The sequence below is a fragment of the Enterococcus sp. S53 genome, assembly GCF_016516865.1.
GTDB lineage: Bacteria > Bacillota > Bacilli > Lactobacillales > Enterococcaceae > Enterococcus_D > Enterococcus_D innesii.
The window spans coordinates 98,757-110,264 of sequence record NZ_JACVUH010000010.1; the positions used below are offsets into that span (position 1 = coordinate 98,757).

Consider the following 11,508-nt stretch of genomic DNA (forward strand, 5'->3'; position numbering starts at 1 on the left):
AGCTTATTCCTGTTCTGGGTTCCGCAAGTAATAGCCCACTCCGCGACGAGTAACCAAATAGTTTGGATGGCTCGGGCTGTCTTCGATTTTTTCACGTAAACGGCGCACCGTCACGTCAACGGTTCGGACATCACCAAAGTAGTCATAGCCCCAGACAGTCTGCAATAAATGTTCTCGGGTCATCACTTGACCAAGATGTTTCGCCAAGTAGTGCATCAATTCAAACTCCCGGTGCGTCAATTCGATGGCTGCACCATTTTTAGTGACCATGTAGGCATCCGGATGAATCGTTAAATCACCAATCGTTAATTCGCTGTTGGCATTGTCGTCTGCTTCCTTCGCAGCTGCCGAGCCGCGACGCAGATTGGCTTTGACGCGGGCCACCAATTCCCGGTTTGAAAATGGTTTGGTTACATAATCGTCCGCACCAAGCTCAAGGCCTAGTACTTTATCGATTTCAGAATCTTTGGCTGTGACCATGATGATCGGCATGTCATGGGTTTTGCGCACTTCCCGTGCAACTTCCAACCCATCCATTTTTGGTAACATCAGATCAAGTAAAATCAGATCAGGATCGACCTCAGCTACTTTTTCTAATGCCTCTTCTCCATCATAGGCGGTATATACTTCATATCCTTCTTTGGTTAAATTAAATTTGACGATATCAGAAATTGGTTTCTCATCGTCCACGACTAGGATCTTTTTCAAAAATGTCACCTCAATTTTTTTTGGTTTCTTACTTATTATACATTATTTAAACAGGCTTTTCATCTTTCCCAAAAACCGCCGCCTCATTCTTAAGGAAAGCACAAAAAAAGAAAGGCACGGGGCCTTTCTTTTTTACTCTTCTAAAAGCTGGATACCGATCCCTAACAACCCAGGACCCGTGTGGACAACTAATGCGGGAGAGATTTGCCCAAACAAGATTTCTTTGACCTTTGGAAATTCGGCTTCTAATCTTGCCTTCATCTCTTTGGCTTCTTGTAGTGCATCACCTTGGGCCACAGCTAAACGCACATGGCGATGATCACCGATAAATTGCTTGATCAAGTCGACGGTTTTGTCCAAGCTTTTCTTCCGTCCACGAGATTTTGCGACCGTATAGTAGATTCCCTCTTCATTACAAGAAATGATGGGATTCAATTTTAAAGCATTCCCTAAGATGGATGCGACAAGACCGATCCGGCCGCCTTTTTGTAAATACTCTAAGGTAGCTACGTTGAAAAAGACTTTATTTTTCGGGACTTCATTCGTTAGTTGTGCCTGCAATTCTTCCCAGGTCACGCCTTTTTCTAACAGCTCTGCCGCACGAATCGCTTGTAGCCCTGCACCGATCCCGATATTTTTCGTATCAAGTACAAAAACCTCAAGGTCGGTCCGTTGTTCACCTAACAGGCGAACAACATTAAACGTTCCACTCAATCCGCTGGAGATGGTTACAGCAAAGACTTTTTCATACCCATCGGCTTTGATCCGATCAAAGATTTCCCCGATCGCCGCGCCATCAGGTAATGAAGTACTAGGAATCTCTTGCGGCAAACGTTCGTAAATTTCTTCGGCAGTAATATCAACTTTATCGGTATAGGTCCGATCCTTGTAAATAATTTGCAATGGCAGCATATACATGCCGTATTGCTCCATGATCTGTGCGGGAACATCGGTACCTGAATCAACTAATAGGGCAATTTTCTCTTTATTCATGGGCTTCTCCTTTATGTGTTTCTAAATAAATGACTTCTAATTCGATTGTTTTTTCTGCCAACAATTTATTAGCAAAGGAACGCGTTGCACCTTTCATGGCCACTAATTCAATCGGGATTGGTTCCGATGCCATTTGCTCGGGCTCTCCCATTGCTTCTTTGCCAACAAGATGGATTGCTTTTTCTTGTTCTTCACAAAATACATTATAGGCATTTCTGATTCCGACAGCTTTCCCTTGAAAAAGGATGCCTGTCTTTATTTCTGGAATCGTCAACACTTGCTTCAGCATCGTGATCGCGATCAAAAATGCGAGATGCTTTTGGTTGTAACGTTTTTTTTCTGGTGCGGGGATCATCCCTTTTTTGACATAATTATTGACCATAGACGAGGTCAATAGCGGATGTTTTTCTGTTTGGATCACTGGTGATAAATATTGGTCAATCAAAGTGATTACCTGATCCATATACAGTTCCAGGGTCGGTAATTCTTCCCACCTAGGCAGATGGAATTCCAGCAGCGATTCGCCCCATGTTTTCATGTCCGATTGTAATTTTTCCATGTCATCCTCCATTTTGACTAACAGAAGGTTAGATTATCACAAACTAATCATCTAGTTTCGATAACTAGATACATTTTATCACGGCTTTCTGAGTTTTTAAAGCATTCTGATCAACCTTTTAAGAATTTCCTATCATTTGAAATTGGGGAATGAATGGTATTTTTTTAAGATAACCTCTGTTTTCCAACTGAAAAAGCACACATTTTTTTCAAAAGAATGATTGATTTTTAAACAACGGAGTGCTAAGATAATGAAGTACTTTTGGTACGGGCCGTTAGCTCAGTTGGTAGAGCAGCTGACTCTTAATCAGCGGGTCGCGGGTTCGAGCCCCTCACGGCCCATTGGGTGCCAAACCCACGGAACAGGTAAATGTTGGTGCGAAAGCATTTCGAAAACATTTATGCTGTTCCATTTTTTTGTTTAAGTCTTTTTTGGTCACCTTGAAAAGATGTACCAGGGTTTCCTTCTCCACTGCTGATCATTCAGAAACTTATATGACTATCCTTAACACTTATCTCTATCCCCAAAAAACACCTCGCTTCTAAGTAGTTCAGCTATGCTCTTTTCAAAAATCAAAGTAATTCGGTCTAACTTTTTAGGAAGAATTTCCACTTCTCAGACGTTTTTCAATGATAGATTGCTGCCATTTATTACAAATATTAGAAACCTTTTGATTTAGCCTCCCTCTTTTTCCCGTTAACTTTAAACTAACTTAATTGCCTTTCGTTAGTTTGTTATCAACAAGGAAGTATTAGATTTTAGTAACTGTTTAAGTCCCTTCAAATCCTTTTTCTTTTCGTTTCTTTTTGCTCCTCCAAAAAATACCAAAAAAAGCGTTCCATCAACATTTAGTTAACGAAACGCTCTATACATTGTTAAATTATGAATTCAGGTGTTCTTCATTTATGAAGTTTAAGAATAGATCACTTTTTCTTATTAAGGTAGCTTCCCTATCCACTCCATAGAAACATTATATTTCAGTGTTCTTTTGGGTTATCTTTCTATCGATCCTATTCCTCTTGGTTTTCTATCAGTACTCAAATTGGCGATAGTAGCGCCGAATTTCCATTGGGTGACAATTCATTTGTTCGACATAAGCATCAATGCGCTGCGTCACACAATGCATCAATAAGTGGGACAGCACTCGGCCGCGATATTTCTCACTGATTCCTGAAACAGGATAATCCTTGGTATCGATCAATGTATAGTTTCCACAAATTCTTGGCAATAATTTAGCTACTCTTTCTGATAATGGACGTTGCTCGTCTTCTCCCAAAAACACTGTGACAGGTGTGGTTTCGTCAACGATTTCCAACGTTCCGTGAAGAAACTCAGCAGCATGGATCGATTTTGAACGCAACCAGCTTTGTTCTTCCCAATAGCACATGGCGTAAGAATAGACTGCGCCCCATTGATTTCCCGCACCGATGAAATAATGCATCGCATCGTGACGATGTTTCTCCGCAAATGCTCGCCCAAATTCATCCGCCTGCTTTTCAGCTTCTACTAATCCTTTTGCTAAATATTGATCCAATTCTCGATAGTAGGCGTCGTAATCAGGAAAATCCCCATGGTTTTTCATTAATCGATCGGCAACCATAAAGAATTTGATTTGTTCGGTTCCCGGTGCAGGATACGTGATGACATGGTCACATTGTTCCGCCAAAATACTGCCTTTTGAATCAATAAATCCTAGTAATGTCGCTCCTACTTTTTTGATTTCTTCAACTGCTTTAACCACTTCTTGTGTCGTTCCAGTAACAGAGGACAAGATGACTAATGAGTCTTTCGTCAATCGACGGTTGCCGGTTGTATAGTATTCTGCCGCATGTTGGACGTAAACCGGTAAGTCACTTTTTCCATTAATGTAAGTGACAGCTTGCATCGCAGAAGCATAGGTACCGCCAATTCCTAGATAATAGATGGCGTCAAAGCCTTTTTCGTCAATGGCATCGACTAATTTTTCAATTTCTGGACGTAGATCTAACATTCCTTGAATATCGTCAATTTGTTGTTGTTCATTAAATTTCAGCATCTTTTCCACCTCTAAATTTTACTTTTTAGCACTTGATCAAAGTCATCAAAAATACGTTTACTCAAATCGATCCCTTTAGCAGCAGCCCCGAGATAGGAGAAAATTTGGAACGGAATAACTAAGAGCAAAGAAGAAAACGTTTCTTCACATGCAACATCCAACCCAAGTGTATCGGGATTCTTTGCCGCTGCTGTGGTGATCGTATAAGCTTTTCCCACATGGGATGCTAAATAATCATGCAACAGTTGGGCTCTTGATTGATTCGGGCTTGGTGCTTCAATAAAGAAAAGCACATGTTCATGGTTGGCTTCAAGATACGGCCCGTGCATATACGCTTCCAATTCAAATCCTTGCGAAGGCACTCGAATCGTTTCCGTAAATTTCGTTTCAAATTCTTTAGCGGTTCCCCAGTTTGGTCCATAACCGACTGCCACAAACCGATTCGCTAGTTTAAAAATACTTGCGTTTTTCTCAAAAAAATCAATTGTCTTAGCAATGATCTGAGGAATGGCTTCAATCATCTCCTCTAACTGATTTTTGATCATCGACACTTGGTCGTCGGATAATATACCTTTGCTGTAGCCAATAGATACCCCCATTAAATAGAGTTGCAATACTGTTGCTACATATCCTTTGGTCACGAATCCAACGGTCTCGATCCCAGTTCCTAGATCAATGCTTTCGTTAACTTTTTGAGCAAGGGGACTTTCGGGATCACTGCTTAAACCGATCGTATAAATATCTTGCTTGGACAACTGCGCCACTGCATCTATCGTAGAAACACTTTTTCCGCTTTGAGAAACCGCCAAAACTGTCTCGACTTCTTTAGAAAGATGGCCGTAATGATTAAAGTGGTATGGCTCTTCAATCGTGACAGTGATCTGCGCTAATTTCTCCATTGCGTACTTTGCTGCTAAACAGGCATTGGCAGAAGAGCCCGTTGCCAAAATCAGTAAATTCTCGATTGCAGCTCTTTTTTCTTCTTTTTTAGGAACAAACCCCTGCAAGATCTCAACTAGTGTTACTTGCTCTTCTTGTATATAGTCCATCATCGTTGCCACAACAATTCCTCCTTAAAAGAGTCCAATCAAGGATCCTAAAATACCTACGACTGCTAGTCCCAGCAGAATAATTAGCGGTTTGACTTCTTTTTTCAAAAGATAAAAGACAGCCCCAAAGGCACCCAATGACAATATTTTCGGAACGATATCATCAAAGATACTTTGAACCGTAACTGCATTTTCTCCTGAACCAATCTGCAACGGAATGTTGATATCGATCATCGTAGCGGTCATTCCTCCTACGACCATCAAACCAATGATTGCAGCGCCATAGGTTAAACTTTCCATCAAACCGTTTTCCTGAATTTTCTTTAAAAATCCTGTCCCAAGTTTATATCCCCAACCAGTCGCAAAATAACGAAATAGTAGATGAGGAACATTGAAAATCACTAGAAACAGAATCGGACCTAAGATATTTCCTTGTAATGCCAATGAAGTTCCTACCCCAGTAGCAATTAGTCGCAACGTTCCCCAAAAGAAGGAATCACCGATTCCCGCTAAAGGGCCCATCAAAGAGGTCTTGATGTTATCAATCGCTGAAGAATCAAAATTTGGATCATTGACATTTTCTTCTTCCATCGCCGCATTGATTCCTAAAATAAGCGTGACGATATGCGGGGTCGTGTTGAAAAATTCCAGGTGCCGTTTCAACGCATCGGCCATCGATTCTTTTGTTTTGTAGAGTTTCTTTAAAATCGGAATCATCGCATAGACATAAGCTAGGTTCATCTGTCGCTCATAGTTCCATGAGAACTCCATTTGAAATGAACGCCAGAAGACACGATTCAACTCTTTTTTGGTAATTTCGGATTTCTCATTAGAAGTCTTCATCATCATCTAGTACCTCCCCTGAAGTCATTTGAATAGATTGCCCTTGTCCACGAATGTTTCTTAAATTCACGACTACAACAGCCGTTATTGCTCCGAAGATTGCAATCCCTGTAACAGGAATCTCTAAATAAGCTGCTAATGCAAAACCTAAAAAGAAGTACGGTGCAACTTGTTTGTTAATCAGTAACCTAGCCAGCATGGCAAACCCAAGGGCTGGAATCAAACCAGTTGCAACTGATAGGCCGTTCTGTACAAAGGCTGGAATCATAGCCAATAATTTACTAATCGTATTGCTGCCTACCATAAAGGAGATCGTCACTACAAGGGCTAACATCAGAGATAGGCCAAAACCTGCTAATAAGTGCATTCGTTCTACACCTTTGTAGTTTCCATCTGCCGCGTATAAATCGGCTTTTTGGTTCATCATTGGGATAAGCAACCCCAAGTAAACATTTTTCAAAATAAGGGTCAATGTGGCAATTGGAAGTCCCAACAGTAAAGCCGTCTCGGTTCCCGCTCCTGCCGTAATTGCGAAAGCTGTACCCAGAATCCCTCCAGTTACGACATCTGGCGGAATAGAAGCACCGACAGAAAATGAGCCGATAAACGCTAACTCTAGTGTTGCACCCATAATAATTCCAGTGTTTATGTCCCCCAATACGATTCCTGTAAACAATCCAGTGACAATCGGACGCGACAGTAATGACGTTCCTAATGCGTATTCAGACTGCGCAATAAATGCAACAATTCCAAGTAATATTGCTTGCAGCATCTCTTTTGCTCCTTTCTTTATAAAACATCTTCGACAGCGACTTTTTTATCCGAAGGTACTTGACGGATATCGACAGCGATTCCTTTTGCGACCATTTTTCTCAAGAGTTCTTCTTCTGCTGGTAAAACATTGACTGCTTTGCCAATATTTTTAGAGCCTTCTTTGGCTTTGATCCCACCGAGATTGATCTTGTCGATCTCTGGACAGTTTTCTGCTAACTTATACGCATCTTTGATGGAATCAACTACGATGAATAATTTGTATTTATCCGTCACACCGCTTTGCAGGGCATGAATTGAATCCTCAATTGATTTGATCACCAGTTTTACGCCTTGCGGTTTTGCTAATTTGATCGTTGTCTTACGAATATCATTTGTCGGTACATCATCATTGGCAATCAAAATACAATCTGCGCCTAAATTTTGAGTCCAAGAAAATGCGACTTGGCCGTGTAATAGCCGATGATCGACTCGTGTTAAAACAATCATGTCGTCCCTCCTAAAATTCTTCTTCTTCGATTTCTTTTGCTACACTATCATTGCAAAACTGGATCATATCTTTCGAATTTGCCAGCGCTTGATGGATCGTTTCTAAAATTGCACCTCCCCCTTGAAGTTGTGTCGTCAATTCAATCAACAATGGCAAATTCAAACCTGCGATTAAATAAAAATTGGGTTGTTGGATATAACGCAAAAATTCATTGTTCACGCTGCCGCCAAAAATATCTGTGATAACGATCACTTCATGTTCTTTATATGTTTCCATCAGGGTATCTACCGTTGTCGTTAGATCAAATGCTTCGTCCACATAACAGTCAATCGCAAGGACTGATTGTTTTTTACCGCAGATAAGTTCTAACGAATGCAAGATTCCTGATGCAAATCGTCCGTGGGATGCTAAAATAACGAGTCGTTCCACTGCTTTCACCTCACTTTGCTCCAAGTTACATCTTACTAAACGCAAAAAGCGTGCCAAAAAAAGTGGCACGCTTTTCTTATCGATTAAAAATCCGCTTCAACCATTGAAGAATCAGTGTTTCCAAACAAAACATCATAGATGTAGCAAACTTCAGATTCCGGTATCGCGACACTGTAAACCTTCTCAATGACACTAAACGCTTTTTTGATCTCATTCAGCTGTTTTTCATGACACTGGAGTAATGTGTCGCTGGCATGATAAGTATCAATGGCTTCATTTCGAATAAGACGCTCAATTAAGCAACTCGTATGGACAAACAACGCGAGTTTGCGATCATTGGCGATCCGTTGCTGCCACATGCGCTCCAGATTTCCCACGAAAAATTCCATTTGAGAAATCACTTTTTCTGTATCTAGAATCGTTACCGATTGAATCACTCGATCCAATGAAAAGTTTCTTACTAATTGATTGTTCACATAGGCAATCATCTCTTCATCCAATTCTTCTTTTAGCCAACTTAATAGCACCTCTGTCCCAGCACCCGAAATTAGTTCTTCTAAAGAAATAAAAGGAGCCAGCTCTTGGCGAGGTTTAGTGGTTCCCACAACACCAACAATGTCATACGCTGCCAATGTCTGTCTTATATGTTCACTGTTTTCCAACTGGTTGAATTCATAAGGAAGGATCCGAATCTGTAAATGATCAGGAATACTCTTTTCTAATAAGGTAGAGATTTGAACAGCAGTTCCAATTCCGGTTGAACAAGTTGTAATGACAATTTTCTCTTTTTTCACTTTTGGAAGAATGATTTCCCATTCGTTTTGGTGAAAGGTATTTACTCGCTCTGGAATTTCTCTCAAGGAAATATTCTGTTGGATACACTCCCCCACAGCGAGGGCTACACTTGTCGTTACATTGTTCATCATAACAATTGGAACCGCCAATTCTGGAATATATTGATAGACTTCTTTCAAAGATCCCATGTCGAACAAGACAACGAGTCCATTAGATACATCGTTTTTCTGAATATAGGTGGTAACCCTTTCCGCAATTTGTTTGGGCGTGACCTCTAATGGCATATCGAAAGACTGAAAAACCGATTCATTCAATAAGCGGTTCGCAACATTCGCGATACTACTGGCGGTTGCGTAACCATGGGCTACTATGATGCTGCGGGGGAGCGATGAATCTTTGGAATACCCCATATCATTGATATAAAGTGTAAAAATGATTCGGTCCATACTTGTTAACTCGATATCCAATGCTTTTTGCACTAGGCCTAACAAATTCTCGGTGTAACGATCACTTGTAGAATAATGCTTTTTCACACTTTTCAATAGATTTTCTGTCAATAAAAGTTTGTCTTGATCATCCGGCAGCCACTCCACATTTCTCCGCAACCATAAATAATAACTGATTGTATAAACCATGCTACCATTAAAACTGATTTGAAAAGAATGCTCGATCTGCTCCATCATTCGCTGAACATGTTCTGTCACAAAAATCATTGTCCGCTGCTTTTGTTCCTGTTTATGATCAAACAATAAATTTTCGAAAAGCCTTTCGATCACTTTTGAAATAGGCTCGGCTGCCGCCGCAAAGTCCTGCCCTGCTTGGACATAATTAAGTAAGATCTGTTCATACGTTTGAATGATCTTTTGTTGTTCAGGTTCACTTTCCGCAGTTAGCTGCTGGATTTGAGTTTGGCTATCAACAAGAACCGGTTGCATTGTCCCCATTTCATTAGGTTCTTCTGTCAGTTGCAGTAAGTGTTCTGGCAAATGATACACAGTGACTGCTATTTTTTTTACTTCTCGTTTTAAACTGGCTGTATAGCTTTTGGCTGTAATAATTTTGATTGTACTTTTTAATTCGCCGACATTCCCAGAAAAATGACTGGTCGTTAAAATTTCGATTACTTGAGGTGAGAGCTCTAACGGCAAACCGATACGTTTTTGTTCTTCAATAAATGCTTGCAAAATCAACTGCTTCCTTTCGGAAACTGTCCGTTCTTCCAAAGCGGGCAGTGTCGCTTGGATCGGAATTCGCCGAATAAAGGTTGTTAGAAATGTTTGTTTCAAATCTTCGGTGGTCGCAAACACCAACCGACAATCAACTGAGATTGGCCGGCCCGTATCCCCCATTCGATAGATAACTCCCTGATCCAGAAAAGTGAATAATTTTTCCTGTCCTTCAGCATTCAGTCGATGAACTTCGTCAAGAAAGAGGACTCCACCGTCTGCTGCTTCAAATGCACCTCCGCGATCTTCTTCTGCGCCAGTGAAGGCTCCTTTTACATGTCCAAATAAATTGCTCGTCAATAGCTCATGGTTATTGGCATACTGTGCGCAATTGATCGTAATCAGCGGCGCATCACTTTCTAGTAATTCATTTGCCACACAATAATGATGGAACATTTTTACGAGAAAACTCTTCCCAGTTCCACTTTCTCCCGTTAATAAGAAAGGAAGCCCGCCATTTGGATAGAAGGCTGCCATCTTAATCTGTTCAATGACTTCTGCCAGACTACCTTTGCTGCCGATCACACTGGAAAAGAAATCTTCTTTTTGATCAAAAAAAGGCTTTTCTTCCGCCACAGCAGCCAGACTATCATACACGTTTTTTGTTAAAGGATAATTTTGGATTTCAAATGCCTGCTTATGAAAAAAATAAACGGGTCGGGTCGCAATTTTCACAAGGCGACCTTCTTCCGTTAACTGATTCAAGTAGTGACTGATGGTATTTCTCTTGACGGAAAACTTCTCGGCAATATCTTTCGCAGTAAAGACATCGCTTACATTTTCGATAGAGAAAAAAGCTGTTTGATTTTGCAAATACGCGAGTAATTGTTCTTTCATTGTCGTTCTCCTTGTCCGCTTTCTCTGATTATCATAACTTAAAAAGCTTGGGGATGCTATAGAACTTTTCGTAGAGTGATTGTCTTTTCTAAACACAAAAAAAGCAGCATCCTTGATGGCAGCTGCCGCTTTTTATTTTATCTATACAATACTTCTATGACCAATAGCAAATCATTCAATCACTATTTCTGATTCATTTCTATTTGCTAAAATACGATAATTGCCAATGCGATAACGTCATTTGCCACTACTGTTTTCATTTAATCCTTTCCCATATTGGTGAAGGTTGCTTGTTCCTTCTAAATTTTTTCTGATCCAAGCGACAATTATTCTTGCTTGATTTCGACCCATTTTCTTTAGTTGTTTTTGTAGCTGAGGCATGTATAATACTCTATACTTCATCTAACAATTTCTCCATATCAGCTTAAGAAATACCGACCTCTTCTTTCTTTTTAGAAAGAGCCATCGCTTCTTTTAAATGAAATGGTCCCTCTCCTATCCATCCCCTTGACCGAATGTAGTAGCATTTCTTTCAGATTATTAATGAATGATGATGTTTGCTTTTTCAATCATCAGAAATTTATTATTTTTTTAAAATAACAATTTAATTTTTCTTGACCAAAAGAATTCAGAGGTTTATCCTAACTATGGAAAATCGACGACTGGATAAAAAAGAAGCAAGTGAAATTTTTATTCAATTTGACCTTTGACATTTGTGAAAAAATGCATAAGAAACTTGATAGTGATCAAGCGCTTATGGAAAGAAATTTTTT

10 protein-coding genes, 1 tRNA gene and 1 pseudogene are annotated in these 11,508 nt (G+C 40.2%); 1 reads left to right on the forward strand and 11 read right to left on the reverse strand.

Going from position 1 to position 11,508, the window contains the following annotated elements:
* Positions 1–3: 3 nt before the first annotated feature.
* From yycF to IAE45_RS12895, 3 genes are all read right to left on the reverse strand, one after another.
* On the reverse strand, positions 4–708 hold the full coding sequence (gene yycF / locus IAE45_RS12885) for a response regulator YycF (RefSeq protein ID WP_010747607.1): 705 nt from the start codon (positions 706–708) through the stop codon (positions 4–6).
* Between the two features lie 132 nt (positions 709–840).
* Entirely contained in the window at positions 841–1,701 is an 861-nt protein-coding gene (locus IAE45_RS12890; protein ID WP_140965716.1) for a DegV family protein, read from the reverse strand.
* The gene (locus IAE45_RS12895; protein WP_034872437.1) at positions 1,694–2,260 is read right to left on the reverse strand and encodes a DUF1836 domain-containing protein; all 567 of its coding nucleotides are present in this window, start codon (positions 2,258–2,260) and stop codon (positions 1,694–1,696) included. Before IAE45_RS12895 ends, IAE45_RS12890 begins: the two co-directional genes overlap by 8 nt.
* Before the next feature lie 268 nt (positions 2,261–2,528).
* Between IAE45_RS12895 and IAE45_RS12900 the strand changes: the two genes are divergently transcribed.
* A tRNA-Lys gene (locus IAE45_RS12900) sits at positions 2,529–2,601 on the forward strand.
* Positions 2,602–3,290: 689 nt separating this feature from the next.
* On the opposite strand, the gene IAE45_RS12905 is transcribed toward IAE45_RS12900, so the two are convergent.
* From IAE45_RS12905 to IAE45_RS12940, 8 genes and pseudogenes are all read right to left on the reverse strand, one after another.
* Positions 3,291–4,295: an SIS domain-containing protein gene (locus IAE45_RS12905; protein WP_140966287.1), complete on the reverse strand. Its 1,005-nt coding sequence runs from the start codon at positions 4,293–4,295 to the stop codon at positions 3,291–3,293.
* Between the two features lie 11 nt (positions 4,296–4,306).
* Positions 4,307–5,356 (reverse strand): SIS domain-containing protein, encoded by a 1,050-nt coding sequence (locus IAE45_RS12910; protein WP_200125974.1) that lies wholly within the window; start codon positions 5,354–5,356, stop codon positions 4,307–4,309.
* Positions 5,357–5,368: 12 nt separating this feature from the next.
* The gene (locus IAE45_RS12915) at positions 5,369–6,187 is read right to left on the reverse strand and encodes a PTS system mannose/fructose/sorbose family transporter subunit IID (protein ID WP_170920130.1); all 819 of its coding nucleotides are present in this window, start codon (positions 6,185–6,187) and stop codon (positions 5,369–5,371) included.
* The gene (locus IAE45_RS12920; protein ID WP_074536862.1) at positions 6,174–6,959 is read right to left on the reverse strand and encodes a PTS mannose/fructose/sorbose/N-acetylgalactosamine transporter subunit IIC; all 786 of its coding nucleotides are present in this window, start codon (positions 6,957–6,959) and stop codon (positions 6,174–6,176) included. Before IAE45_RS12920 ends, IAE45_RS12915 begins: the two co-directional genes overlap by 14 nt.
* 17 nt (positions 6,960–6,976) lie before the next feature.
* Entirely contained in the window at positions 6,977–7,447 is a 471-nt protein-coding gene (locus IAE45_RS12925; protein WP_200125976.1) for a PTS sugar transporter subunit IIB, read from the reverse strand.
* Positions 7,448–7,457: 10 nt separating this feature from the next.
* Positions 7,458–7,877 (reverse strand): PTS sugar transporter subunit IIA, encoded by a 420-nt coding sequence (locus IAE45_RS12930; RefSeq protein WP_074536866.1) that lies wholly within the window; start codon positions 7,875–7,877, stop codon positions 7,458–7,460.
* Between the two features lie 83 nt (positions 7,878–7,960).
* Positions 7,961–10,735, reverse strand: a complete 2,775-nt coding sequence (locus IAE45_RS12935; protein ID WP_200125978.1) for a sigma 54-interacting transcriptional regulator — start codon at positions 10,733–10,735, stop codon at positions 7,961–7,963.
* A 171-nt stretch (positions 10,736–10,906) separates the two neighbouring features.
* A pseudogene (locus tag IAE45_RS12940) lies at positions 10,907–11,137 on the reverse strand (type II toxin-antitoxin system RelE family toxin).
* Positions 11,138–11,508 lie beyond the last annotated feature (371 nt).

What these genes read in the sequence shown, in the direction of transcription:
- IAE45_RS12890 (WP_140965716.1), bottom strand. Translation starts at nt 1,701, where the DNA reads ATGAATAAAGAGAAAATTGCCCTATTAGTTGATTCAGGTACCGATGTT.
- IAE45_RS12895 (WP_034872437.1), bottom strand. Translation starts at nt 2,260, where the DNA reads ATGGAAAAATTACAATCGGACATGAAAACATGGGGCGAATCGCTGCTG.
- IAE45_RS12905 (WP_140966287.1), bottom strand. Translation starts at nt 4,295, where the DNA reads ATGCTGAAATTTAATGAACAACAACAAATTGACGATATTCAAGGAATG.
- IAE45_RS12915 (WP_170920130.1), bottom strand. Translation starts at nt 6,187, where the DNA reads ATGAAGACTTCTAATGAGAAATCCGAAATTACCAAAAAAGAGTTGAAT.
- IAE45_RS12920 (WP_074536862.1), bottom strand. Translation starts at nt 6,959, where the DNA reads ATGCTGCAAGCAATATTACTTGGAATTGTTGCATTTATTGCGCAGTCT.
- IAE45_RS12925 (WP_200125976.1), bottom strand. Translation starts at nt 7,447, where the DNA reads ATGATTGTTTTAACACGAGTCGATCATCGGCTATTACACGGCCAAGTC.
- IAE45_RS12935 (WP_200125978.1), bottom strand. Translation starts at nt 10,735, where the DNA reads ATGAAAGAACAATTACTCGCGTATTTGCAAAATCAAACAGCTTTTTTC.